Here is a 23550-nt window from a genome sequence, read left to right as displayed (position 1 = left end):
CCTCCAGTAGATGACAATCATTTTCGACAACGGCTGTTCGACAATGTACCGTTGCTCAACAGCAAATGAAAATCGTTACCGAAAGGGGTATCGGTGGATTCCGCCCTGTTCCCACCCGAGCCCGACCGGAGGACGCCCGTGGTGGTGCTCGCCGGTTTCACGGGACTCGCCGCGGACGGCGTGGATCACGCGGCCGCCGCGCTGCGTGAGACAGCGGGCACCGTCGTCGTCCGGCACGATCTCGCCCAGCTGCGGGAAGGCGTCGTGCACCGCACAGTGCGCACGGCGACACAGGAGAACTCGGCCGTGCTCGAACTCGCGCACGGCTGCGTCTCCTGCACGCTGCGCATGGACCTGCTTCCACTGTTGTGCACGCTCGCCCAGCGCGACTCGGTCGACCGCATCGTGCTCGCGCTGGACCCCGCCTTCGAGGCGGAAGCCGTGTGCCAGGCCATCGAGCAGGTGGAGGTGACCGGCGTGATCGGTCGGCTCGACGGTCCGGCCGGGCGAGACGTGCGCGTGCAGGCGGTACTCACCTGCCTGGACTCCGCCGCCTGGCTCGCCGATGCCACCGGTGAGGAGACCCTCGCCGAGCGTGGTCTCGCCTGCGCCGACGACGACCGGACGGTCGCGCAGCTCGCCGTCGGTCAGGTCGAATTCGCCGATGTGGTGGTCGCTGTGGGCGGCGCGCAGGCGGGTCGGGACAAGCTCGCCGCGGTGCTGGCCCGCCTGGTGCCTGGTGCGCCGGTCGCCTGGGCGGACGATCCGCGCGAACTCACGCTCGCATGGGTCGAGACACTGCTCGAGCGCGTCCCCGTCGACTCGCGGCGCGGCCGGGTCTTGGACGCGCACGCACCGCTTCTGCGCGGCCGGCCGCCATTGACCAGTGACTACGGCGTCGTGCTCATGGAATTCGCCGCTGGAAGGCCGTTCCACCCCGCCCGCCTGCACGAGGCACTGGACGTACTGTTCGACGGCGTGGTGACCGCTCGCGGGCGGATCTGGCTGGCTACCCAGCCCGACGAGGTGGTGTGGCTGGAGTCCGCGGGCGGCGGCCTGCGAGTCGGCGGCGCGGGGCGTTGGCTGGCAGCCATGTCCGAGGACGAATTGGCCGAGGCTGATCCGGAGCGGAGGGCGATGGCCGCGATGCGCTGGGACGAGCGTTTCGGAGACCGAGACATCTCGCTGGCGATCCTGGTACACGACGCCGACCCCGCCGAAATCCGCGCGGCGCTGCACTGGGCGCTGGTGGAGGACGAGGAACTGCGGCTGGTCGAGCGGGCGCCGGATCGGGTTGCGGAATGGGAGGACCCATTCGGGGAGTGGCACGCCGACCCCTGCGAGAGCGACGACACGGCGGTCGTGCCTGCAGAAGACGGGAAGAGCTCGAGAGGAGAGGCGAAATGAAGAAGGGGATCCATCCGGAATACCACCCGGTGGTCTTCGAGGACGCGAGCACCGGAAAACGGTTCCGCACTCGATCCACCGCCACCAGCGCGCGCACCGTGCAGTGGACAGACGGCAACACCTACCCACTGCTGACGGTGGATGTGACCGCAGACTCGCACCCGTTCTGGACCGGCGCGCACCGCGTGCTGGACGCCCAGGGCCGGGTGGAGAAGTTCGAGCGCAAGTACGGCAAGCGCGTCGCGCGCAAGAGGGAGGTCTGACATGGCGGTTCCGAAGCGGAAGATGTCGCGGTCGAACACCCGCAGCCGCCGGGCGAACTGGAAAGCGACCCCTCCGGATCTGGTACCGGTGACTGTCGGGGGTGTCGTGCGCCAAGTGCCGCGCAGGCTGGTCGCGGCCGTGCGGCGCGGCCTGATCTGATTGTGTTTTTGCTGTGTTTTTGGCCGCGCGGGCGCGGCGGGTTCGCGGCCCCTTTGTGGCTCGTGTCCGAGCGGCCGACGCTGGCGACTTCGTCGCGGACACGTCGGCCGCTCGGACGCGAGCCGGGCCGCGAACAGGGGAATGCTAGGTCTCGCTGACACGAAAATAGCGAATTTCCCCACCCACGGCGGAGCGCGCAGCGCCCCTGAACAGCTTCGCTCGGAAGCGGGGGTGAGGCCGAGTGGTTGTGTCAGCGGCAAACCTGGTGCTCGTTGCTCGTTGCTCGTTGCTCTGGGCTTTCCAGCCGTGGCGCTTGTTGCCGGCCAGATCGCCGATCGTCTTGATCTTCAGGGCGTCCGGCAGCTGCTTGTCGTGCGTTTCGGTGTGACCGCCAGGGCATAGGGAGGGGCGGAGACGATTCCTCGTTCTCGTATTTCTTTTCGAGCATCATGTCGACGGCGATGCGAACTCCTGCGGATGAAGCTCGATGCGGGGCCGCGTGAGCGCCTCGTGTGGGCGCATGAGATCTCGCCAGGTGATGCCGTGGTGCCGAACGCGCCGGACGATGGTCGATCGACTGGACGAGTGACATCGCGAATTGAGGAAAAATTTTGTGGGTGAGGCGCGGCGAAGCGGCAATCTCATGGCTACCAATGTGGCGTCGGCCACATGGCAACATGGCGTATGAAATGATTGCGGCAGGATAGCTAGCGGATAGAATACCTACTACGAGTTCGTTTTTGTAGGCGGAAAAGTCCTGCGGAAGTGATGCATTCGTGGCCTGACACCGGTACCCTCATGCGGGAGGGCGGGTTCTCCTGGCCCCCAGGAGAACCCGCTCATCGCCAAACTTTCCGGCTTCTCGCCGATTTCGATCTTCCGATTCCTTTCTCTCGCAGTCGATTGCGTGTGCACCGGCGGTTCTGTCTGTGTGGCGGTCAGTTCTTCGAGGTCAGCTCCGCGGGGCCGGTGCTGTCGCCGGGGGCGCACCGATCGTCGCCACCGTGACCCGGGAAACCGGGCAAGTCCGGCAACAGCGCCTCCAGCCGGGCCAACTGCTCACCGATCAGTGCAGCGGGGCCCTCGACCAGGGACAGCGGCCACGGCCAATGCCGCCCGTCGCACCGCTCCACCTGGTCGGCGAGTTCGGCAGTCGTAGCCTCCAGTTCGCTGATTTCGGTACGCAATTCGCCTATCTGCGTTCGCATTTCGGCGGACTCGCGCTCCAACTGCTCGATCCGGATCAGTGCCGCGGCCAGCCCGTCCACCAGCGTGCGATGACGGCCGTTCGCTTCGGTGCCCAGCTGTGGCCAGCCGGACAGGTCGGGCCCGCGCAGCTGAATCTGGATGTCGCGCAGCACTGCCTCTTGTTCCGGCGTCACGCCCGGGTCCTCCTGTCCACCGAATTCTCGAAATGCCGTGCGCCCGTGGTCGTCCACCTCAGCCGCGGTCAGCAGTTGCCGGGCAGGTCGCGGCCGCCGTTCGGACAGGTTCCGCACCATGAAGTCGAGCCCGCCACGGCTTTTGGACGTTCGGCGGCGGGGTCGAGGCCGAAACGCATGATTCCCACTGTAAGTCGGTCCACCGCCGAATTCCGGGGCATCGTGGAACCGGAGCCGACCGGACTGCGCATCCGATGTGTACGCCAGGACCCTTTCAGTGGAAATCGGCCGACCCGGCAGCAGCGGAATCAGTTCGGCTTCAGTGTGATTCGTCCGATCAAGCGCTTTCGCGTCAGCGCGCGGGCTCCAGCCTCGGCCGCGGGGGCTTCTTCGCCGCTGTCGCGAACTCGCGGCGGTCCGGAGCGATCAGGACCGCGGAGATCGGCACCGCCAGCGTCAGCAAGCCGATCACGAACATCGGGAATACGAAGTCGAACAACTCAACACCCGAAGGCACCTTCGCCGACCGATCCACATCGAAATGCAATGCGGCAAGCGCGGTGTAGTACGTCGAGGCCACGCCGACGCTGAACAGAAGCAATGTGACGGTCCGGGCCAGCGGGAGACGCAGCGCCTGGAACGACCACAGCGTCGCCGTCGCCGTGATCACCGCGATCACGGCCGAGATGGTGGCCAGCCAAATCGTCACGCCGACCGAACCCTGGATGTCGATCGAGCCGATGCCGAGATAGTGCGTCAGGCCGATGCCGAGACCCAACACCAGGCCGCCGGGGAACAGGAGCGGAAGGCGCAGGCTGCGTCCGATGATCAGCAATGTCGCGAACACCGTCACTACCGAGACAACCATGGCCGCGACCAACCTGCCCGAGTCGTAACGAATCGCGCTACCAGGCACTTTCAGGCCGAGCATGGCTACCGACGTGGCGAGCCACACCCCGACGCCGCCGAGCGACACCGCCGCGGAGGCCAGCCACACCAGCCGGAACTGCGCTGAGCGCGCCGCGTGCACAACACACGCCAACCCGACCAACGCGCCGAGCAGCGAGATTCCCAACGACAGCACGACCAGCCAGTAGCCCATGGCGAACTGGTCGACGGCCGGGCTCGCGTCGTTGGCTGCGGCCAGCACCGCGACCTCATGCATGCCGGGCGGTTCCTTCCAGCTCGCCCGATTTCAGCTGGGCGATCGCGTACTCGGTGACCGCGGCCAGCGACTGTCGCACCTCGAGCGCGTTGCGCGCATCGATGTCCACGATCGGCACGCCCTCGCGCACCGAAAGCGCTTCGCGCAGTTCGGCGATGGGAAAGCGCGGCGCATCGGGAAATCGGTTCACCGCGATCAGGAACGGAAGCTTGCGGGCTTCGAAGAAGTCGACCGCGGCGAAGCTGTCCTCCAGCCGCCGGGTGTCGATCAGCACCACGGCGCCGATCGCGCCGCGGATCAGGTCGTCCCACATGAACCAGAAACGCCGCTGACCAGGGGTGCCGAACAGATAAAGCACCAGGTTGCCGGGCAGGATGATTCGGCCGAAATCCATCGCGACCGTGGTGGTTTCCTTCTCCGGCGTGTCGGCGAGATCGTCGATACCGTCGGAGAAGCGAGTCACCATCGCCTCGGTGCGCAGCGGAACTATCTCCGACACGGCACCGACGAATGTGGTCTTCCCCGCGCCGAAGCCGCCCGCGACGACGATCTTCGTCGAAGCGACCCGTTTGTCGACGCCGTCCGGCCCCGAGGTGCCGCCCGGTCCGGAATTCCCACTCGGCCCGGGATTTCCACTGGGCCCCGGATTCTTATAGGGCGCGGAGTCCACGCAATGTCCTCTCCATTAGGGAACGACGCTCGTCATAGCTCGCCTCGTCGGTCAGGGTCGAATGCACGCGCACGGTGCCGTCGACGACGAGATCGCCGATCACCACCCGGACCATGCCGAGGGGCCGGTCAAGATGTGCCGCGATCTCCGCGACCGACAGCTGGTGCGCGCCGAGCCGCAGTATCTCAGTACGGATGTCGCCGGTCGGCCAGTCGAGATGTGCAGTGTACGACAGGGTTTCGATCACCGCCTCGAGCGGCAGGTCGACCGCCGGTTCGGTACGCCCTGAGGTCAGGGCATAGGGCCGGACGCGCGTGGCTGGTCGTGGTCCGGGGCCGTATGGGTTGGACATCTCACACTCAGACAGCGGTACGGGCGGTGGCGGTGACCACCGAGCCCACCCGATCGACCAACAGTGCCATCTCGTAGCCGATGCGGCCGATGTCGTGTGACTTGTTCGCCAGCACGGCCAGGTGCGAGCCGTTGCCGACGCTCATCACCAGCAGGTAGCCGCGCTGCATCTCCACGATCGACTGCATCACCTTGCCGCCGTCGAATAAGGAGGCTGCGCCCATGGAGAGGCTGGCCAGCCCCGCGGTGACGGCGGCGAGCTGCTCGGCTCGATCGCTGGGTAAATTCGGGCTGGTGGCCTGCAATAAGCCGTCCGCTGACACCAGCACCGCGTGGGACACACCGGGCACATCCCGGGTGAAGCGGGCGACCAGCCAATTCAGATTCTCGTCCGTGGTGCTGTTGTTCGCGTTGGTCATGCGAGCCCTCCGTCGTTGTACTGCGCATTGGCCCGCCCGCTGCGGACCCCACTGAGATGCCTGGTCAAGTTGTTGCGAATTTCTTCGGGATCACGAGGCACGGCTTCGTCCGTCGGTGCCAGGCCACCGGGAACCAACTGGGCGCCCGGCCTGCGAATCGGCAGGCCGCCGACGGTACGCGCGGACGTCGTCGGGTGGCTGGCATCCTCGGCGGCCAGCCAGCCCGCGTCACCAGGCGAGGACCACGTGCTGTCCGACGATTGCGAGGTAGAGGGCTCGACCAGCCATTCCGAGACCATGCGCTGGTAGATCGGGGTTGGGGACGCGCCGGCGACCGGCCCCAGCCGGTCGGATGTGGTCGTCGCGGGTTCTGGTGTCCCGGCTTGCGGCGCGTCGGCGGGTGGGGTGGTCGGCTTCCGGATCGGAAGGCCGGACCGGGCGGTGGTCTGGGGTGCGGCGGTCTGTCTCGGCACGGTCGGGTTCGGACCCGTGATCTCGTCGTTGTCGTCGACCTCCGACCACAGATCTGTGCGCGTGGATTTCTGTGCCCCGTCGCCGGACTGCTCGTTCGCGGCGGGCGTCGGCGGACCCATCGGCGAGCGGTCGGACTCCGCACGGGGCGTGATCACCGGCCACGGCTGCGTGGAGGGCTGATCCACCGGGTCTTCGCTGCGGCCGACCGGAGCGGAGACCGCAGGCTGGTCGGGTGCGTCGGCGACGCGAATGGCCGGTCGGCGCTGCGGCAAGCCGGAACTCGTCACGCCGAACCGCGCTGTGTCGCGCTGCGGCGGGCTCGGCACCGGCACGAGGTTCCGCTGCGGCGCGGGAGATGGGGCGAGCGGGGGCAGCTGATGCTCGACGGTGAGGTCGAGCGGCTTGCCTGCCGGGTCGGTGGCGTCCATCGGCGGCGCGACCAGAGCGCCGGGTAGATGGACGCTGGCGGTGATGCCGGGCTGCTGCGCCAACGTCGAGGTTCGCCGCAGGCTGACCGTGATGGTGTGCCGCTTGGCCAGTCGGCCGACGACGAAGAGACCCATGCGGCGCGCGGTCTCGACGGTGACCTCACCACCGGAGGCGAGCCGGTCATTGGTCGTCTGCAGGTCCTCCGGGGACATGCCGAGACCGCGGTCGGTGATCTCGATCAGGTAGCCGCCGTCTACCGCGCGTGACACGGTTACCGTGACCGGTGTGGTCGGCGGGGAGTAGCGCAGCGCGTTGTCGATCAGCTCAGCGAGCAGGTGCTCGATGTCCACCGCGGGCTCGCCCGCGACGATGCCGTCGGGCACCGTGCCGATCTCGGCGCGCTGGTAGTCCTCGACCTGGGAGACCGCGCTCCACAGCATGTCCGACAGCGGCACCGGGTGCAGCAGACCTCGGCGCAGCGCGGTACCTGCCAGCACGAGCAGGTTGTCGCCGTTGCGGCGCATGCGGGTGGCCAGGTGGTCGAGGCGGAACAGGCTCTGCAGCCGGTCGGTGTCGTCCTCATCGTGCTCGAGGTCCTCGATCAGCGCCAACTGCTGTTCGACCAGAGATTGGCTGCGGCGGGAGAGGGTTTCGAACATGTTCCCGATCTGCAGGCGCATCCGGGCCTGGTCGGCGGCGAGGTTGAGGGCCTGCTCGTGGATCTCGTCGACGGCGCGGGCCAGCTGGCCGATCTCGTCGGTCGTGTGCACCGCGACCGGGGTGATCTCCGGGGTGGTGCCGCCCGCGCGTACCACAGCGAGCTCGTCGGGCAGCTTGATATGCGCGACCTCGAGCGCATCGCGGCGCAGGCGGCGGACCGGGACGACCAGGGTGCGCGCTACGGAGAGGGCCAACGCGAGGCCCGCGAGGAGCATGCCGATGACGATCGTCGTCTCGCGCAGCGCGCCGGTCTGCGCATCGATGGTGCGGACGGCCAGTGCCTTGTCGATGGTGTCGATCAGCTGCGCTGTGGTCTTCTCGTAGGTGTCGGAACTGACCAGCAGCGAGTCGAGCACGGCGGGATTGGTCGCCGGGTCGGCGACGTTCTGGCTGAACGTGCCGAGACGGGTCTGCACCGCGTCGAGCAGCGGGCGCATGTTGCCTGCGTAGTCCGGCAGAATCTGCGCGTACTGGTAGATCATGGTGATCTCGGCGCCGGCGGCGACCAGCACCCGCGGCCGCACGCTCGGATTACGGCCCGCGTCCGGCGAGCCGATCAGCATGCGCTGCTGGGTGAGCACGCGGCGCGCGGTCTGGACCGATGCCAACTGCTGGAAGTATCGCTGGATGACGAGGTCGTCCACGGACGGGGACAGTGCGAGCGCGTTGCCGATGCGCACCATGATCTCATCGGCCTGTTCGCCGACCATCGCAGGTGAGCCGTTGCGCAGACTGTTGCGCATGGTCGTGCCGGTCGCGACGGCCGAGGAGAGTTCCGAGGTGACTCGGCCGGTCGCCTTTGTGGTGTGCAGCGCGGACTCCAGATCGGCCAGCGCCTGGTCGAACTTCGTCAGCGCGGCGTCGGTCTGCGGGTCGGCGGTGTTGCCCCACGTGGCGGTCGCGATGACGCCGAGTTGCTCGGTGGCCGAACCGAACTTGATGATCGGACGGATGATGATGGCTTGTTCGGTGGCCGCGTCCAGCTGCGCCATGGTACGCAGTTCATTGTTGATTCGGAGTACGGCGAAGACGGTGGCCAAGAGCACGGGAAGCACGAGCACCACGCCGACCTTGCGGGTGACCGACCAGTTCGACAGGCTGAATTGCCAGGACCCCGGTGCAGCTTCCATCCGCTTCCGTCGCCTCCGCTTCACGAGTGACCTCGGTTGCGCGTGGCTGTTCAGTATTGATTCAACCCGCAAAGAACCAACTAGAGGTCTTCTTTTTACCGCACGGAACATACCGTGCAGAGTGATCATCGGCAATCCGGGGGATCCGGTCCGCAAATTACCGAATATGGCTATAGAGAACATGATTCGCATCGGAATGCGATAGGGACGAGTCAACATCTCGGCACCGCGTTGGAAGCTGCTGGTCACCGAGGTCGGCCGGCGTGACGCGCCGAAGGCCGCTTGCCGAGGCGCGCCGCGGCGTGTCATCGATGACCCTCTCAGTTACCTCTCAGTCGGTGCGGTCAAACTGGTGGCATGCGCATTCTGGTAGTCGACGACGATCGCGCCGTCCGGGAATCACTGCGCCGGTCGCTCACCTTCAACGGCTACTCCGTCGATCTCGCGGTGGATGGCGTCGACGCGCTGGAGAAAGCAACCGTACAGCGACCGGATGCGCTCGTGTTGGATGTGATGATGCCTCGGCTGGACGGGCTCGAAGTCTGCCGGCGCCTGCGCAGCACGGGTGATGATCTCCCGATTCTGGTTCTGACGGCGCGTGATTCGGTGTCCGAACGGGTTGCCGGACTCGATGCCGGGGCCGACGACTATTTGCCGAAACCATTCGCGCTGGAGGAATTGCTGGCGCGGCTGCGTGCTTTGCTGCGACGTACGGCTGTCGATCCGGGTGATGTCTCGGAGGCAATGAAGTTCGCCGATCTGTCGCTGGATCCGGTGACACGCGAGGTGTCCCGCGGCGCCCGCCAGATTAGTCTCACCCGAACCGAGTTCTCGCTGCTGGAAATGCTGATGGCGAACCCGCGCCGAGTGCTCACCCGCAGCCGCATCCTCGAGGAAGTGTGGGGCTACGACTTTCCGACCTCGGGAAACGCCCTCGAGGTGTACATCGGCTACCTGCGCCGCAAGACCGAATCCGAGGGGGAATCGCGGCTTATCCACACCGTGCGCGGCGTCGGCTACGTGCTACGGGAAACACCCCCGTAGGCCGCCGGTCATGGCAGGAACAGGTCCCAAACGCCCGGTGGTCGCTGCGATCGGCCAGCGGCCGCCGGAGCCCGCCGACATGCGGCCGCCGATGCCGCTGACCCGCTCGGTCTCGCTGCGCTGGCGGGTCACTCTGCTCGCTGCCTCCGTCGTGGCGATCGCGGTGGCGGTGACCTCGATCGCGGCCTACGCCTTGGTGGCGCGGGCGTTGTACGCCGACGTGGACGCCCAGCTGCGTAACCGGGCCAGTGCCGTGATCGCCAGCAACCCGTACGGATTCAATATCCAGAATCTGATGGTCGCCACCGCCTTCTACAACGACACCGGTATCGCACTGATTTTTCCCGACCTCAAGCCGTATTCGCCGCCACAATCGACCGATCCGCCGGTTGGCTCGCAAGAGCTCGCGGTGGCCCACGGCGAGGCGAGCTCGTCGCTGCGAACGGTCGGCAACCAGCGCGTGCTGGCCGTCCGGACCAACCTCGGTGCGACGCTGGTTATCTCCCAGCGGCTGGATCCGACCCGTGAGGTGCTCGACCGGCTCGCCTGGTTGCTGATCGTGGTCGGCGCGTGCGGTGTAGTATTGGCCGCCGCGGCAGGCACTGCGGTCGGCCGCACCGGATTGCGCCCGATCGGACGATTGACCGCGGCGACCGAGCGGATCGCGCGAACTGACGACCTCACGCCGATCCCCGTGACCGGAGACGACGAACTCGCCCGACTCACCGAGAGTTTCAACACCATGCTGCGCGCCTTGACCGAGTCGCGCGATCGGCAGCGCAGGCTGGTCGCCGATGCCGGGCACGAATTGCGTACGCCGCTTACGTCATTGCGTACGAATATGGAGCTGCTCATCGCATCCGGCCGTCCGGGCGCGCCTCGAATACCGGATGAGGATATGGCCGGATTGCGTTCGGATGTCATCGCCCAGATCGAAGAGTTGTCGACGCTGGTGGGCGACCTGGTCGACCTGGCTCGCGAAGATGCACCGGAAACCGTCTACGAGCGCGTGGATCTCGGGGAGGTGGCCGAGCGCGCACTGGAGCGCGCCCGGCGCCGTCGGACCGGAATCGAGTTCGTCGCGGAACTGCGTCCGTGGTTCGTCTATGGGCACGAAGCGGGTCTGGAGCGCGCGGTGCTCAACGTTCTCGACAATGCGGCGAAGTGGAACCCCATCGGCGCGCCGGTCCATGTCGGTATGCGCGAGACGGGTCCGGGTCTGCTCGAGCTGTCCATCGACGACGCAGGTCCCGGAATTGCCTCGGGGGAGCGTGAGCTGGTGTTCGAGCGCTTCTATCGGACTACGTCGTCCCGGTCGCTGCCGGGCTCTGGCCTGGGCTTGGCGATCGTGAAGCAGGTGGTGACAAAACACGGCGGCACCATCGTCATCGATACCTCGGATCGCGGTGGCACATTGGTCCGCATCGTGTTGCCGGGCGAGGCTGGGGCACCCGCGTCCGAGTGACCGAGGTGAATCGCGTCAGGTGGCCGGCGGAGCCCGTCGCGGTGGAACGAAGTGCCGAGGCCGCCAATTTCTCCAGCAATGATCAGGCCGGTACTGAATATATTTACCGAAAGTAAGGTATTTCGGGGATCGACCCGAGATTTGCTTTCACAACGCGGTGGCGTATCGCCGAGACGGGGAAGGGGCTGTGGCTCCGGATCTGCGTATCGTACTTTCCGACGGGATGAGGGGTTGCCGATAGTTCTGTGGTCCGGTGGTGCCACCGGGACGCAAGGACAGATCTCGGAAAACTGAAAGCGCGGTCTCAGTCCGTTCTCAGTCGTCGTCGTCAAGCTGGTCGGGGCAGACGTGAGCAGAAACGAGGAGTCCATGACCGAGGATTCGAAGGATCGCCCGGAGGAGCCGGGGACGGCGAACGCTGGATCGGACCACCAGCCGACCGAGCAGATCCACGGCGCACCGGCAGACGCTCCGTTCGGTGCGGCCGGATACGCGCCGCACGGCGGAGTATTCAAGCCGCAGGAGGCGCACGGCCACGGTTATGGCCCGCAGGCGCAGTACCCGCCGCAGCATGATCCGACCCAGCAGTTCCCACGCCCGCAGTACGCCGCGCCCTTCGACCCCTCGCAGGGTGCCGCCTACGGTGCCCATCCTGCCGTTCCGCACCGCCCGTTCCGCACCGGCCTCGTCGTCGGCGCGGTAGCGCTCGCTCTGCTCAGCGGTGGTCTCGGCGGCGCGGTCGGGGCGCTGAGCACCCGCAACGATGACGGGCGCGCACCGGTCGTCAACGCGTTGGATGCGCCGAAGCCGAATATCGGCAATGTCTCCAACACTCCGGCCGGATCCACCCAGGCGGTAGCGCAGAAGGTACTGCCGAGCGTGGTCATGATCAAGGTGGCGAGCAGCAAGGCGGAAGGCGAGGGCTCCGGGGTGGTGCTGTCCTCCGACGGCCTCATCCTGACGAACAATCACGTGGCCTCGGGTGGCGGCCCGAATGCCAAGATGGAGGTCAGGTTCTCCGACGGTAGTACCGCCCCTGCGACGCTGGTCGGCGCCGATCCGGTCTCCGACCTGGCGGTCGTCAAGGTCTCGGGCAAGTCCGGCCTGACCCCGATCGAATTGGGCACATCGGCGAACCTGCAGGTCGGCCAGCCGGTTGTCGCGATCGGCTCGCCGCTCGGCCTGGCGGGCACGGTCACCACCGGCATCGTGTCGGCGCTGAACCGCCCGGTCTCCACCATGGGCGAGGGCGACCGGAGCCCGACGGCGGCGCAGCCGGTGATCGACGCCGTCCAGACCGACGCCGCGATCAACCCGGGCAACTCCGGCGGTGCCCTCGTCGATGGCAGCGGCAAGTTGATCGGCATCAACACCGCCATCGCCAGTCTGGGGGCCGACCAGACGAGCGGACAGCAGAGTGGCTCCATCGGCCTCGGCTTCGCGATCCCGGTGGACCAGGCCCGGCGGGTCGCCGACGAGTTGATCAAGACCGGCCACGCGACCTATGCGCAGATCGGCATCAAGATCCGGCCGCAGGACACCGTCACCGGCGCCAGGGTGCTGGAGCCCACGCCCGACGGCCCGGCCGCCAAGGCGGGAATCCCCGCCGGCTCGATCGTCACGAAGGTCGACGACCGGCCGATCGATTCCGGGAACGCTCTCGTCGCCGCGGTCCGCTCCCACCAACCAGGAGACAAGGTGAAGATCACCTACACCGACGAACAAGGCAACAACCCCAAGACAGTCGAGGTCACCCTCACCGGCGCGCCCGCGGACGGTGGCCGATGATGCGAGTGCTACCCGGTGGACGGGCCCAGTTGGTCGAGGTCGACGCCGACGTTCTCGGCGCGGCCGCCGAGCTGCTCGACGCAGGCGCTACGGTGAGCAGCATGGAAATCGATGCTCCTGTGGCGGGGCGTGCTCTGGTGGTGGTCGTCGACGATCGAACGGCGCATGGAGGTGTTGACTCGCTCGGCCCGCTGGTCACCGAGCTGCTCACCGAGGCGGGTTTCCTCGTGGACGCGTCGGTGTCGGTGCAGGCCGATGAGGTGGAGATCCGCAACGCGCTCAACACCGCGGTGATCGGCGGTGTCGACCTGGTGATCTCGGTCGGCGGCACAGGTATGTCCCCGCGCGACGTCACGCCGGAGGCCACCTCGCAAGTGCTCGACCGTGAACTGCCGGGAATCAGTGAGGCTCTGCGCTCCTCCGGACGGGTAGCGGGTTCGCTGGACGCGGGTCTGTCCCGTGGGGTGGCAGGCGTGTCCGGAAGCACCCTGGTGGTCAATCTGCCTGGCACTCGGTCCGCGATTCGCGACGGTATGGCCACGCTCGGGCCGCTCGCCAGCAGGGTGATCGGTGAGCTGTCCGGATTGGTCGAATAATCACAGCCGCCATGCCCTCCGACGACCCTCGCCCGGCGGCGCGCCGGGCGAGGGATGCTGCGCGTCTCGCGAAGATTTTCGGGGATGCTCTCCCCGAGACCACGAGCGACGAGCGCGGCGACGACCGCGACGACGGCCGGTCCTCTGACGATTGGCTGCGCGCTCAGGTTCCTCCGCATCACGGTTGAGCCCAGTTATCTACGTAGTAGCTACGTATTTGCGGCCCCTCGCCTCGTGATCCACCCGTAATTACTTCCGAATCAAAGTAATTACCGCGAGATCTTTACGGCTTCGTCCCGTACTCGATCACTGGGGCTTCGGTGTCGATTCTCGAGCGAATGCGTCGACCTCGGCAGAGTGGTCCGGCATTCATGCACGTCACGCCATATTCAGATGTTCGCAACTGTGGTCCACATCACGTTGAACTTTACGAAACCCTACGTTGCAGTGCGGTTATCGAGCGTTTAATGTCGCCATCGAGCCACCACCATTGGACCCCGAAGGCCCGGGTACTACGCGTGCGTGGCGGCCTGGCGGAACCCGGCTCGGTTCCACTGCCAGCTGGACCGTTGCGCCGAAATAACAGCCGGTTACACGTCGGCAACAATGGAGCGAAACACTGAGCTGGGCCTGAGAGGACCACTGTCCAGCCTCGATGGTCGAGGTTGACTGTTTTAACCTGATGAGGGGAAGTATGAGCGAGAACCGCACCATTGGTGTGCGCCGCGGTGCCCGCGTCGCGGGCGTCGGCGCTGCCGCGGCCGTTGCCATGGGCCTGCTTTCGACCGGTGCTGCCAATGCCGATACCTTCGTGCCGTTGCCGGACGGCCAGAAGGCGGGGCCTGGCGTGACGATCACGCGGACGGGAGAGCGTGCGCTGATTTCGCCCTCTATGGCCGCAAACGGCGCTGGTCGCGTCGTCTGGGTGTCGGGCAACGCCGCTGCCGACGTCTCCGTCACGCCGGAAGGCACCGTCGGCCCCAACAACGGTCCGGCCGGAGGCCCCGGCACCAACAACTCCTCCACCCACGGCGCGTCTCAGCTGAGCACCGGCTACGTCGTCGGCTGCCAGATCAGCATCGCCGACGACGCGATCTCCGCGGGCGTGTCCGGTAGCGTCAACCTCAGCGGCGCCAGCGCCGGTGGCTCGATCGGCCTCAACCTCGGCCCCGGTGAAGTCAAGTTCGTTCAGATCGACTACAAGGACATCCTCAAGCCGGGTGTCTACTCGGTCGAGTACCAGGACGCGGAGATCCAGATCCAGGGCTGCGCGGGCTACGCCCAGGCGCGTGCCTACACGGTTGTCGAGATCATCGGCGACCACTACTCGAAGACCACCCTCTACGGGATGCCCTTCAGTATCGGCTGACGTCTGTCGAATCCAAACGAACAAACTTCCCGCTGAAGCGGACTCAACCCTCGAGGGGTACCAACCATGATCAACCGTAAGAAGTTGGCACGGATGGCCGGTGTCGGCGCCGCTGCCACCATCGCCATGGGCCTGTTCTCCACCGGTGCGGCCGATGCCGACACCTTTGTCCCTCTGCCTGGCGGCGAGCTCACCAAAACGCTGTCCGACGGCACCGTGGTGACCATTCGTCTTGTCGGCGAGTCGGCCAACATCAACCCGTCCCTGGGCTCCACCCCGGTGCACCGCAACGCGTGGGTGTCCGGTAGCGCCCAGGTCGAGCTGTCCGGCACGGCCGGCGGCAAGATCTTCCCGGGATACACCGTGGGCTGCCAGGTCAACATCGCCGGTGGCGGCGCCACCGGCGGTGTCGACGGCAACATGGACTGGAGCGACGGACAGAGTGTCACCGGCGGCGTCGGCGCGAACTCCGGCGGCAACCTGACGCTCGGCCCCGGCCAGGCGAAGTCCTTCTACGTCCTCGATCTCGAGCAGGCCGACGACTTCGGCAACGAGGCGCACAAGACTCGCAACGCCTTCAAGGGCACCAGCGGCTCGGTCACCTGGTCCGACGAGACCATCGGGCTGTCCGGCTGCGGCGGCTACGCGCAAGCGCGGGCGTTCGTCAGTGTCGAGGTCGAGACCGACAACGTCATCACCTGGGTGACGCTGTGGGGCCAGCCCTTCAGCCTCGGCTGAGCGAACGCGGGTGAAAGACCCGCAGATATCAAGGAAATGGGGCCGTCGCAGCTGCGACGGCCCCATTTCCTTGTGAAATCGATTGCCACAGAACATCACCCGCGATGCTAACGGCATCGCTTGCTTTTCGAAACAACTTGCTCAAAGTTCCTGAAAAGTCCGGTTGACACCGTATGGCGGCATTTGTCCGAAATCGCGCGACAATGCGATGGTCGGCAGATCGCTTGGTGGACAGAACATTCACGGATTGCCAGGATGTCGAGATCCGGATCCAAGGCTGCGCCGGTATGCCCGAGCGCGGTCGCACACGGGTTGTCGAGATCGTCGGCGAGCGTTATGCGAAGGTCGCCCCCTACGGGATGCCGTTCAGCATCGGCCGACGTCGGTAAGATCCTTGAAATCTCTTTTCGCTGAAGCGAACTCGATCCTCCGAGGGGTAACTACGTCATGATCGATCGTAAGAAGCTGGCGCGCGCGGCCGGGCTGTGCGCGTCCGCGGTCGTCACTATGGGTCTGCTATCGACCGGTGCGGCCGACGCCGACACCTTTGTCCCCCTGCCGGGCGGCGAGCTCACCAAGACGCTGTCCGACGGCACCGTGGTGACGATTCGGCTGGTCGGCGAGTCCGCCACCCTCAGTCCGTCGCTCGGTGCGACACCGGTGCACCGCAATGCGTGGGTGTCCGGCAGTGCTCAGGTCGAGTTGTCCGGCGCGGCAGGCGGATCCATCTTCCCCGGCTACACCGTGGGATGCCAGGTCAATATCGCGGGCGGTGGTGCCACCGGCGGTGTCGACGGCGGTGTCAACTGGAGCGATGGGCAGAACGTGCGGCCGAGTGCCGGTGCGAATACGGGCGGCATTCTGTCGCTCGGCCCTGGCCAGGCGAAGTCGTTCTATGTGCTCGACCTCGAGCAGGCGGACGACTTCGGCAACGAGTCGCATAAGAAGCGTGTCCGGTTCAGGGGCGACAGTGGCTCGGTCACCTGGACGGACGAGACCATCGGCCTGTCCGGCTGCGGCGGCTACGCACAGGCGCGGGCGTTCGTCAGCGTCGAAGTGGAGACCGAAAACGTCATCACCTGGGTGACGCTGTGGGGAGCGCCATTCAGTCTCGGTTGAGCGCCGAACACCCACCCGCACAGCGCGAACGGGCCCGTCGTCACGACGGGCCCGTTTCATCCTGCGGCGCAGGAAATTTCAGAACTCGTGCCGGCCGCCCCCGCTGGTCTGGCTCTCGGTGAGCAGGTCGCGGATCTGAATCATCACCTCCGAATCGGTGAGTGTGGTGTCGTCGGGCCGCGACCGCTTCTTCAGGTGCGTCGCGGGCAGCACGAGCGCGAGGTACAGCACTGCGGCGATGATGAGGAAGTTGAGTACAGCCGTGATGATCGGACCGACCTGAACGAATGTCTCCGGCTTTTCGGCAATCAGCCAGAAACCGATATGTTTCTCGTCATTGCCGTAGAAGACGGCGAGGATCGGATTGATGACGGCATTCGTGAACGCAGTGATGATCGCAACGAAAGCGATGCCGATGACCACGGAAACCACCAGGTCGATGACATTTCCGCGGAACAGAAACTCCTTGAAACCCTTGAGCATTGCCGATGTCTCCTCTTCGTGTGGAGCTGACCAGTCGTGCTCGGCGGCCCCGCCTGCCGGTATTCCAGATGCTAGATGATCTAAATAGCAAATTGCGGGTTAACTCAACTGATCGGTATGTCCTCGGTCAATGGAAGACGACGGTGAGCGCCGTGCGCAGCGAGGCGACGGCCACGGCGGTCGCGTGTTCGGCGTCCATCGCGACAAGCACCACGCGTTGTTCGGCGGCGCTACGCCCGTCGCCAGGGCTGGAGACCAGGATGACGGCGGCGTCGGCAGCCAGAGTTCTGGCCGGTCGGGTGCCGGGTCCATTCGATTCCTCGGCGCCGACCACGTCGACGCGGTCGCCCGCGCGCAGGATTTCGGCGACCGCGGTATCGGCCAGGCGGATCGGAACGATCCTGGCGTCTCGCGCGCCGGTGGCCGCCGCGGCCAGCCGTGGACCGACGACTCGCAGGTCGGTGAAGACCTCGCCCTGGTGCATGGCGCCGGTCAGTGTCGCACCGATCAGCGCGGACGGATCGGCTACCGCGCCTGCGGGCAGTGTGCTCGCTTCGCGCGGCGCCGAGCGCAGGTCGCCGGCTTCCAGAAGACGTCCCGGCGCGAGATTACGGTCTGCGACGACGACCGTCGTTCGCTCGGCGCCAGGGTTGCCGCGGAAGAAAAGGAAGGCCGCGAGTACGGCGAGAGCGGCGGCAAGCAGCCGACGGGCGAGCAGGGCGTCAGCCCAGGGCGGGCGCTGCCACGGCGGGTTCCAGCCGCCCCGGCCGAGGTCGGCGAGTGCGCGAGTCATGGCCGAATCCTATGGCCGGGCGTATGCCTGCCCGGCCTGGCGAACGGCAGGCTGTGGATAGTGGAACGGCTGTGGAAAACCGTCGAATCAGCTGGCCACAGCGGTGCTGGTCGACGCGGAGGAGCTGCTGGACGAGCTGGAATCAGAGGACGAGCTGGAATCAGGGGACGAGCTGCTCGAGCCGCTGTCGGACTTGGCGGGCTCGCTCGCGGTGGAGGCGCCGCCGCGGCTGTCTGTCCGGTAGAAGCCGCTGCCCTTGAAGACGATGCCGACCGAGTTGAACAGCTTGCGCAGCTTCCCCGAGCACTCCGAGCACACGCTCAGGGCCTCGTCGGAGAAGGACTGAACGATGTCGAAGCGGTTATCACACTGGGTGCACGCATACGAGTAAGTTGGCACAGGATCCTCCCGCGGGTTCGTCAAACTGGCACTCTACAGCCGACAGTGCCAACACCGCCAATCGGTGTTTCATTCCGCGGCCACATCGCCACCCAGTCGTTGCAGTCCGTGATGCGGAGTGAGGGCCCAGCCCATGCGCAGATCATGGGGTTCCTCCGGCAGCAGGTCGACGAGTTCGTCGTCTCTTATCACCGCGATCAGCCGGGCGTCTGGGCGTGCGGCCGACAGCGTGCGGTCGTAGTAGCCGGCGCCGCGTCCGAGGCGGACGCCACGCCGGTCGACGGCGAGAGCGGGGACCAGGATCAGCTCGGCCCGCCCGACAGCGGCAGGCGGCAGCACCGCACCGCTCGGCTCCAGCAGTCCATAGCGCGCTCGGCGCAGTGTCTCCTCCCCGGCGTACTCGGCCCAGCTCAGCGGGCCGGGCGGACCGGTGACCGGCAGCATTACCTGCGCGCCACCCGCCCGCAACGCGTCCAGCATTGCCGTCGACCCAGGCTCGCTCCCGGCCGGCACGTACGCACAGACGCACTCGCGCGCGCCGAGCGAGCCGACCGCCGCGGCCAACTCGAGTGCCTCGTGCTCCCGTTCCGTGGCGCTCACCACAGCCCGCCGGGCGAGCAGTTCGGCGCGCCATGCATGTTTGTCGCGCTCGTCGGGCATCTCCACGGTGATCACCATAGGCTCACCCCGGTACCCGGGTCGGCGCGATGCCGATCCGGCGGCGTGATGGACGGATAGGGTATGCGCATGACAGCAAAGGCTGGACAGCCTGGTGACACCGCGGTGGTGTCGTGCTTCCGCACGGCCGTGGTGCCCGCGGCCGGGCTCGGAACACGGTTCCTGCCCGCGACCAAGACGGTGCCCAAGGAACTCCTTCCAGTGGTGGACACCCCCGGTATCGAACTGGTCGCCACCGAGGCCGCGAGCTCGGGCGCCGAGCGGCTGGTGCTGGTCACCTCCCCTGGCAAGGACGGCGTGGTGGCGCACTTCGTCGAGGACCTGGTGCTGGAGAGCACGCTCGCCGAGCGCGGGAAGTTCCACCTGCTGGAGAAGGTGCGCAAGGCGCCGGGACTGCTCGACGTCACTTCCGTCGTGCAGGAGGAGCCGCTCGGGCTCGGTCACGCGGTCGCCCAGGCGGAGAAGGTCCTCGACGACGACGAGGACGCGATCGCGGTACTGCTGCCGGATGACCTCGTGCTGCCCTGCGGTGTGCTCGACGTGATGAGCCGGGTGCGTCGCAAGCGCGGCGGAACGGTGCTGTGCGCCATCGACGTACCGAAGAACGAAGTCAGCGCCTACGGTGTGTTCGACGTCGCGACGGTGCCCGACGCTGTGAACCCGAATGTGCTGCGCGTCAACGGAATGGTGGAGAAGCCTGCCCTCGCCGACGCGCCATCGACCTTCGCCGCCGCGGGCCGATACCTCTTGGACCGCGCCATCTTCGATGCGCTGCGCCGCATCGAGCCCGGCGCTGGCGGCGAGCTGCAACTCACCGACGCCGTCGCACAGCTCATCTCCGAGGGGCATCCGGTACACGTCGTAGTGCACCGTGGGTCGCGCCACGATTTGGGCAACCCGGGCGGTTATCTTCGTGCTGCGGTCGATTTCGCATTGGAACGCGAGGAATACGGCCCGGCCCTACGGGAGTGGCTGCAGCACCGCCTCGGTCCGGACTGGGATCCGCAGCTGACGACCTACGACTGACGGGTCCGGTCGGGTTTCGCCGAGCGTGGACCGTCGGGTACGAATGAGGGTTCACCGCGGTGCGCGCGAACGCGGCTTCGCCGCGCGATCACGATGCGGCGGAGTCGGATGGAGTGCGGAGAGGATCAGGAAGGGCTGGATGCGCTCGGTTGAGGATCAGCAGATCAAGGTGACCGCAGCGGCGGTCGCGCCTCGGCCGGTTCGGGTCGCGATTTCCGAGGCCCAGGGCCTGCTGTGCGCCGAGGACGTCGTCACCGAGCGGCCGCTGCCCGGCTTCGATCAGGCCGCGATCGACGGTTACGCGGTGCGCAGCGTCGACGTCGCCTCCGCGGGCGCCGACATCCGCAACGAGGACGGTGATCTCGTCGACCTGACGCTCCCCGTCGTCGGCGAGGTGGTGGCCGGATCGCGTCAGCCGATTCGGCTGCAGCCGCGTCAAACTGTTCGCGTGGACACCGGCGCACCGATGCCGACTCTCGCGGACGCCGTGCTCCCGCTGGACTTCACCGACGGCGGGCGGGCCAGGATCAAGGTGTACGAGCCGGTGCGCTCCGGCGATTACGTGCGGCGCATCGGCGACGACGTACAGCCGGGCGACGTCGCGGTGCGCGCGGGAACCATCATCGGTGCGGCCCAGGTAGGTCTGCTCGCCGCGGTCGGGCAGGACAAGGTGCTGGTTCACCCACGTCCGCGGCTGTCGGTGATCGTGGTGGGCGGCGAGCTGATAGACATCGATCGCGCACCTGGCCCGGGGCAGGTGTACGACGTGAATTCCTACGCGCTGGCCGCGGCCGCGCGCGACGCGGGCGCGGACGTGAACCGCGTCGGCATCGTGAGTTCCGATCCGCGCAGGCTGCGCGACGTCGTCGAGGGGCAGTTGGTGCGCTCCGAGGTCGTCGTCATCGCGGGCGCGGTCGGCGGCTGGGCCTCCGAGCAGGTCTGTGAGGCGCTCGAGGGGCTGGGTGAACTCGAAATCACCCGCGTGGCCATGCATCCTGGATCGGTGCAAGGTTTCGGCAAGCTCGGTCGCGACGAGGTGCCGACCTTTCTGCTGCCATCCAACCCGGTCGGTGCGCTGGTGGTCTTCGAGGTGATGGTGCGACCGCTGATCCGAATCGCGTTGGGGCGCAGGCATCCGATGCGCCGGATCATCCGGGCCAGGACCATCACGCCGATCAGTTCCATGGCCGGGCGCAAGGGGTATCTGCGGGCACAGCTCATGCGCGACGAGGCGACCGGCGATTACCTGGTGCAGCCCCTCGGCGCAACGAACTCGTCCTCGCACCTGCTCGCGACGCTCGCCGAGGCGAACAGCCTGATCGTGATCGACCCGGACGACATCGAGATCCGCACCGGTGACGAGGTTCAGGTCGCCTTTCTCGCACAGCGTGGCTGAGACGTGGAAGCGATGAACGTCTTCCGGGCCACGCAGCATCCGGGGTGGCCCGCGCGACTCGGCCCGGTCCGTGTCGCGGCGGGACAGGTGACCTTGCGCCCGGTGCGGCTGCGCGACGCAGCGGCGTGGAGCCGAATTCGTGTGCGCGACAGGGCACATCTCGAGCCGTGGGAGCCGACCGGTCGCGGTGCATGGGAGGCGCGCAACCACGCGTCCAATTGGCCTTCGCTGTGGTCGAGCCTGAAGGCGGAGGCGCGGCGTGGCGCGATGATCCCGTTGGTGATCGAGGTCGACGGCGCGTTCAGCGGGCAGCTGACCATCGGAAATATCGTGCGCGGCGCGCTGCGCTCGGCCTGGATCGGCTACTGGGTCGCCAAGGACCTCAGCGGACAAGGGGTCGCGACCGCGGCGCTGGCGCTCGGCCTCGATCATTGCTTCGGTCCGGTCGGCCTGCACCGGGTCGAAGCGACCGTGCGACCGGAGAATATGGCCAGCCAGGCGGTATTGCGCAATGTCGGGTTCCGGGAGGAGGGGCTGCTGCGGCGCTACCTCGACGTCGACGGTGCGTGGCGGGATCACCTGCTGGTCGGTCTGACTGTCGAGGAGGTGGCCGGAACAGTTCTGGACCGGCTGGTTCGGGAGGGGCGCGCCGCCTTGCAGTGAATCCGGCGCGCCGGTGAACCGAGGCGCGGTGAGAGTGGTGGGAATGTGACGGGTGTGGCGGATGTGCACGGCGCGCCTGCCGGATCTTGCCGCTACGCGGAATTAGCCTACGGACGTCGATGGTGCGTCTTGCGTCATCGGCAGGGAGCCTGCGAGGCGACGGGCGTCCACGCCGCTGCGTCGGATGGAGACCGGACGGACGCGGGGCGTGTTACGCACCGCTCGCGGGCCGAGCCGGACAAATCCAGGCGGGGACGGAGGTGCTTGACCGAGATGCCGAATTCGATCCTGTGGATCGGTCTGGTCGTGCTCTGGGTCTTCGTCCTGTTCCCGATTCTCGCCGACCGCCACCCGAGAATCCGCCGGACCACCGACGCCGCGCTGGCGACCAGGGTCCTGCACCGTGGTGGAGGCAAACGACGTCTCAGGAAAGGCCCGGCTGCCGGGCACGAAACCGACCCGAACTGGCGGCCCCGCCGCGTACCGAGAAAGTATTCCCACAGCGATGATGCGGAGGACCGGATGACAACACCGGCCGACGAGCCCGTCACCGAGACTGACGAGGAAGACACCACCGCGGCCGCCGAGGCCGCGGAATTCGACATCGCTGACGCCGAATTGGACGACATCGAGGCAGCCGACGTCGACCTCGAGGCCGCCGAACCGGACGACTACGACTCGGAGGACGACGACTCGGAGGACGACGAAGCCGCCGAAGTCGCTGCGCGGAACGACGAGGCGACCGATGATGACGGCGTGGGCGAATACCACCCCGGACCGTCCTCGGCCAGAATCCCGCCCGCGCGCTCCGCCGCGCCCGCCCGCCTGACCGACGACGAAGACGACGAAAGCTATTCGGACGACACCGAATTCGTCCCCACGCGCCGCGGCCGCGGCGGCTTCGACCCTGAGGCCGACGCCATCGCCCGCGCGGCCCGCTACACCTTCCGTCAACGTGCCGTGCTCGGCCTCGTGCTCGCGGCCATCCTGTGCGGCGCCCTCGCGGTCGTGTTCACCCCGCTGCTGTGGTGGGCCTCCGGGCTCGCCATGGTCGTGCTGGTGAGCTACCTCGCTTACCTGCGCAAGCAGGTACGAATGGAAGAGGAGATCCGCCGCAGGCGGGCCGCCCGCCTCACCCGCGGCCAGCAACTCGGCGACGCAGGCCACCGCCCGCGCCGAGCCGGCGCCGGCGCACCGCACGGCAGCATGGACCGCGACACCGCCCGCGCCCTCCGCCGCCGCTCCGCACTCGTGGAGCCCGACGACGAAGATCCCATGTTCGACCACCTCGACCCCTTCGACCCCGCCACCGCCCGCGCCCTGCGCACCMGCGCCGGCGGCGACATCCGCCGCGCCGCCGGCGAGTAGCACCACCATCCGCGCAGGTCGGCCCGCCGATTCGGAGACTTCGCCGGTGGCCTGA

General features: G+C 67.2%; 24 protein-coding genes. 14 read left to right on the top strand and 10 right to left on the bottom strand.

Annotated features, from left to right (window positions below; all coding sequences use genetic code 11):
- Positions 1 to 93 precede the first annotated feature (93 nt).
- From mrf to rpmF, 3 genes are read left to right on the top strand one after another with little or no spacing between them, the layout of a single operon-like run.
- Positions 94 to 1407 (top strand): ribosome hibernation factor-recruiting GTPase MRF, encoded by a 1314-nt coding sequence (gene mrf / locus AB4Z47_RS17090; protein WP_441951867.1) that lies wholly within the window; start codon positions 94 to 96, stop codon positions 1405 to 1407.
- Positions 1404 to 1670, top strand: coding sequence for a type B 50S ribosomal protein L31 (locus AB4Z47_RS17085; RefSeq protein WP_441951866.1), 267 nt, complete (start codon positions 1404 to 1406; stop codon positions 1668 to 1670). The genes mrf and AB4Z47_RS17085 overlap by 4 nt, the downstream gene beginning before the upstream one ends.
- Position 1671: 1 nt before the next feature.
- Positions 1672 to 1830 carry a 50S ribosomal protein L32 gene (gene rpmF / locus AB4Z47_RS17080; RefSeq protein WP_441951865.1) on the top strand — a complete coding sequence of 53 codons (159 nt, stop codon included), beginning with the start codon at positions 1672 to 1674 and terminating at the stop codon, positions 1828 to 1830.
- A 938-nt stretch (positions 1831 to 2768) separates the two neighbouring features.
- On the opposite strand, the gene AB4Z47_RS17075 is transcribed toward rpmF, so the two are convergent.
- From AB4Z47_RS17075 to AB4Z47_RS17050, 6 genes are all read right to left on the bottom strand, one after another.
- Positions 2769 to 3332 carry a hypothetical protein gene (locus AB4Z47_RS17075; protein WP_441951863.1) on the bottom strand — a complete coding sequence of 188 codons (564 nt, stop codon included), beginning with the start codon at positions 3330 to 3332 and terminating at the stop codon, positions 2769 to 2771.
- 232 nt (positions 3333 to 3564) lie between these two features.
- Entirely contained in the window at positions 3565 to 4377 is an 813-nt protein-coding gene (locus AB4Z47_RS17070; RefSeq protein WP_441951861.1) for an MHYT domain-containing protein, read from the bottom strand.
- Entirely contained in the window at positions 4370 to 4927 is a 558-nt protein-coding gene (locus tag AB4Z47_RS17065; RefSeq protein WP_357270899.1) for a GTP-binding protein, read from the bottom strand. Before AB4Z47_RS17065 ends, AB4Z47_RS17070 begins: the two co-directional genes overlap by 8 nt.
- 100 nt (positions 4928 to 5027) lie before the next feature.
- The gene (locus AB4Z47_RS17060; RefSeq protein WP_441951859.1) at positions 5028 to 5399 is read right to left on the bottom strand and encodes a DUF742 domain-containing protein; all 372 of its coding nucleotides are present in this window, start codon (positions 5397 to 5399) and stop codon (positions 5028 to 5030) included.
- 7 nt (positions 5400 to 5406) lie between these two features.
- A complete protein-coding gene (locus tag AB4Z47_RS17055; RefSeq protein WP_327110218.1) occupies positions 5407 to 5817 on the bottom strand; it encodes a roadblock/LC7 domain-containing protein in 411 nt (136 codons plus the stop codon).
- Entirely contained in the window at positions 5814 to 8570 is a 2757-nt protein-coding gene (locus AB4Z47_RS17050) for an ATP-binding protein (protein ID WP_441951857.1), read from the bottom strand. The genes AB4Z47_RS17055 and AB4Z47_RS17050 overlap by 4 nt, the downstream gene beginning before the upstream one ends.
- Positions 8571 to 8927: 357 nt before the next feature.
- Between AB4Z47_RS17050 and AB4Z47_RS17045 the strand changes: the two genes are divergently transcribed.
- From AB4Z47_RS17045 to AB4Z47_RS17015, 7 genes are all read left to right on the top strand, one after another.
- Entirely contained in the window at positions 8928 to 9614 is a 687-nt protein-coding gene (locus AB4Z47_RS17045) for a response regulator transcription factor (protein ID WP_327110216.1), read from the top strand.
- Between the two features lie 10 nt (positions 9615 to 9624).
- The gene (locus AB4Z47_RS17040; RefSeq protein ID WP_441951856.1) at positions 9625 to 11079 is read left to right on the top strand and encodes an ATP-binding protein; all 1455 of its coding nucleotides are present in this window, start codon (positions 9625 to 9627) and stop codon (positions 11077 to 11079) included.
- 369 nt (positions 11080 to 11448) lie between these two features.
- Positions 11449 to 12867, top strand: coding sequence for a S1C family serine protease (locus AB4Z47_RS17035; protein ID WP_441951854.1), 1419 nt, complete (start codon positions 11449 to 11451; stop codon positions 12865 to 12867).
- A gap of 101 nt (positions 12868 to 12968) precedes the next feature.
- Positions 12969 to 13463 (top strand): MogA/MoaB family molybdenum cofactor biosynthesis protein, encoded by a 495-nt coding sequence (locus AB4Z47_RS17030; protein WP_195044576.1) that lies wholly within the window; start codon positions 12969 to 12971, stop codon positions 13461 to 13463.
- Between the two features lie 694 nt (positions 13464 to 14157).
- Positions 14158 to 14832 carry an MspA family porin gene (locus tag AB4Z47_RS17025; RefSeq protein WP_441951852.1) on the top strand — a complete coding sequence of 225 codons (675 nt, stop codon included), beginning with the start codon at positions 14158 to 14160 and terminating at the stop codon, positions 14830 to 14832.
- A 66-nt stretch (positions 14833 to 14898) separates the two neighbouring features.
- Entirely contained in the window at positions 14899 to 15570 is a 672-nt protein-coding gene (locus tag AB4Z47_RS17020) for an MspA family porin (RefSeq protein WP_441951850.1), read from the top strand.
- A 447-nt stretch (positions 15571 to 16017) separates the two neighbouring features.
- Positions 16018 to 16689, top strand: coding sequence for an MspA family porin (locus tag AB4Z47_RS17015; RefSeq protein ID WP_441951848.1), 672 nt, complete (start codon positions 16018 to 16020; stop codon positions 16687 to 16689).
- 78 nt (positions 16690 to 16767) lie between these two features.
- On the opposite strand, the gene mscL is transcribed toward AB4Z47_RS17015, so the two are convergent.
- The 4 genes from mscL to AB4Z47_RS16995 all read right to left on the bottom strand — a co-directional run bounded on the left by mscL (position 16768) and on the right by AB4Z47_RS16995 (position 19042).
- Positions 16768 to 17172 (bottom strand): large conductance mechanosensitive channel protein MscL, encoded by a 405-nt coding sequence (mscL, locus tag AB4Z47_RS17010; RefSeq protein ID WP_441951846.1) that lies wholly within the window; start codon positions 17170 to 17172, stop codon positions 16768 to 16770.
- A gap of 127 nt (positions 17173 to 17299) precedes the next feature.
- The gene (locus AB4Z47_RS17005; protein ID WP_441951844.1) at positions 17300 to 17965 is read right to left on the bottom strand and encodes an SAF domain-containing protein; all 666 of its coding nucleotides are present in this window, start codon (positions 17963 to 17965) and stop codon (positions 17300 to 17302) included.
- A gap of 87 nt (positions 17966 to 18052) precedes the next feature.
- On the bottom strand, positions 18053 to 18364 hold the full coding sequence (locus tag AB4Z47_RS17000) for an FmdB family zinc ribbon protein (protein ID WP_441951842.1): 312 nt from the start codon (positions 18362 to 18364) through the stop codon (positions 18053 to 18055).
- A gap of 69 nt (positions 18365 to 18433) precedes the next feature.
- The gene (locus AB4Z47_RS16995; RefSeq protein ID WP_441951840.1) at positions 18434 to 19042 is read right to left on the bottom strand and encodes a 5-formyltetrahydrofolate cyclo-ligase; all 609 of its coding nucleotides are present in this window, start codon (positions 19040 to 19042) and stop codon (positions 18434 to 18436) included.
- Positions 19043 to 19111: 69 nt separating this feature from the next.
- On the opposite strand from AB4Z47_RS16995, the gene AB4Z47_RS16990 reads away from it, so the two are divergent.
- The 4 genes from AB4Z47_RS16990 (at position 19112) to sepX (ending at position 23495) form a co-directional block, all read left to right on the top strand.
- Positions 19112 to 20068: a UTP--glucose-1-phosphate uridylyltransferase gene (locus AB4Z47_RS16990; RefSeq protein ID WP_441951838.1), complete on the top strand. Its 957-nt coding sequence runs from the start codon at positions 19112 to 19114 to the stop codon at positions 20066 to 20068.
- A gap of 139 nt (positions 20069 to 20207) precedes the next feature.
- Entirely contained in the window at positions 20208 to 21464 is a 1257-nt protein-coding gene (gene glp / locus AB4Z47_RS16985; protein ID WP_441951836.1) for a molybdotransferase-like divisome protein Glp, read from the top strand.
- 12 nt (positions 21465 to 21476) lie between these two features.
- Positions 21477 to 22127: a GNAT family N-acetyltransferase gene (locus AB4Z47_RS16980; protein WP_441951835.1), complete on the top strand. Its 651-nt coding sequence runs from the start codon at positions 21477 to 21479 to the stop codon at positions 22125 to 22127.
- Positions 22128 to 22400: 273 nt separating this feature from the next.
- Positions 22401 to 23495: a divisome protein SepX/GlpR gene (gene sepX / locus AB4Z47_RS16975; RefSeq protein WP_441951833.1), complete on the top strand. Its 1095-nt coding sequence runs from the start codon at positions 22401 to 22403 to the stop codon at positions 23493 to 23495.
- The last annotated feature ends 55 nt before the right edge of the window (positions 23496 to 23550 follow it).

The organism is Nocardia sp. 2TAF39, from assembly GCF_052114905.1.
Lineage (GTDB): Bacteria > Actinomycetota > Actinomycetes > Mycobacteriales > Mycobacteriaceae > Nocardia.
This window is presented reverse-complemented; position numbering and strand designations above follow the sequence as displayed.

What these genes read in the sequence shown, in the direction of transcription:
- AB4Z47_RS17085 (WP_441951866.1), top strand. Translation starts at nt 1,404, where the DNA reads ATGAAGAAGGGGATCCATCCGGAATACCACCCGGTGGTCTTCGAGGAC.
- rpmF (WP_441951865.1), top strand. Translation starts at nt 1,672, where the DNA reads ATGGCGGTTCCGAAGCGGAAGATGTCGCGGTCGAACACCCGCAGCCGC.
- AB4Z47_RS17075 (WP_441951863.1), bottom strand. Translation starts at nt 3,332, where the DNA reads ATGGTGCGGAACCTGTCCGAACGGCGGCCGCGACCTGCCCGGCAACTG.
- AB4Z47_RS17070 (WP_441951861.1), bottom strand. Translation starts at nt 4,377, where the DNA reads ATGCATGAGGTCGCGGTGCTGGCCGCAGCCAACGACGCGAGCCCGGCC.
- AB4Z47_RS17060 (WP_441951859.1), bottom strand. Translation starts at nt 5,399, where the DNA reads ATGTCCAACCCATACGGCCCCGGACCACGACCAGCCACGCGCGTCCGG.
- AB4Z47_RS17055 (WP_327110218.1), bottom strand. Translation starts at nt 5,817, where the DNA reads ATGACCAACGCGAACAACAGCACCACGGACGAGAATCTGAATTGGCTG.
- AB4Z47_RS17050 (WP_441951857.1), bottom strand. Translation starts at nt 8,570, where the DNA reads ATGGAAGCTGCACCGGGGTCCTGGCAATTCAGCCTGTCGAACTGGTCG.
- AB4Z47_RS17045 (WP_327110216.1), top strand. Translation starts at nt 8,928, where the DNA reads ATGCGCATTCTGGTAGTCGACGACGATCGCGCCGTCCGGGAATCACTG.
- AB4Z47_RS17040 (WP_441951856.1), top strand. Translation starts at nt 9,625, where the DNA reads ATGGCAGGAACAGGTCCCAAACGCCCGGTGGTCGCTGCGATCGGCCAG.
- AB4Z47_RS17035 (WP_441951854.1), top strand. Translation starts at nt 11,449, where the DNA reads ATGACCGAGGATTCGAAGGATCGCCCGGAGGAGCCGGGGACGGCGAAC.
- AB4Z47_RS17030 (WP_195044576.1), top strand. Translation starts at nt 12,969, where the DNA reads ATGGAAATCGATGCTCCTGTGGCGGGGCGTGCTCTGGTGGTGGTCGTC.
- AB4Z47_RS17025 (WP_441951852.1), top strand. Translation starts at nt 14,158, where the DNA reads ATGAGCGAGAACCGCACCATTGGTGTGCGCCGCGGTGCCCGCGTCGCG.
- AB4Z47_RS17020 (WP_441951850.1), top strand. Translation starts at nt 14,899, where the DNA reads ATGATCAACCGTAAGAAGTTGGCACGGATGGCCGGTGTCGGCGCCGCT.
- AB4Z47_RS17015 (WP_441951848.1), top strand. Translation starts at nt 16,018, where the DNA reads ATGATCGATCGTAAGAAGCTGGCGCGCGCGGCCGGGCTGTGCGCGTCC.
- mscL (WP_441951846.1), bottom strand. Translation starts at nt 17,172, where the DNA reads ATGCTCAAGGGTTTCAAGGAGTTTCTGTTCCGCGGAAATGTCATCGAC.
- AB4Z47_RS17005 (WP_441951844.1), bottom strand. Translation starts at nt 17,965, where the DNA reads ATGACTCGCGCACTCGCCGACCTCGGCCGGGGCGGCTGGAACCCGCCG.
- AB4Z47_RS16995 (WP_441951840.1), bottom strand. Translation starts at nt 19,042, where the DNA reads ATGGTGATCACCGTGGAGATGCCCGACGAGCGCGACAAACATGCATGG.
- AB4Z47_RS16990 (WP_441951838.1), top strand. Translation starts at nt 19,112, where the DNA reads ATGACAGCAAAGGCTGGACAGCCTGGTGACACCGCGGTGGTGTCGTGC.
- glp (WP_441951836.1), top strand. Translation starts at nt 20,208, where the DNA reads ATGCGCTCGGTTGAGGATCAGCAGATCAAGGTGACCGCAGCGGCGGTC.
- AB4Z47_RS16980 (WP_441951835.1), top strand. Translation starts at nt 21,477, where the DNA reads ATGAACGTCTTCCGGGCCACGCAGCATCCGGGGTGGCCCGCGCGACTC.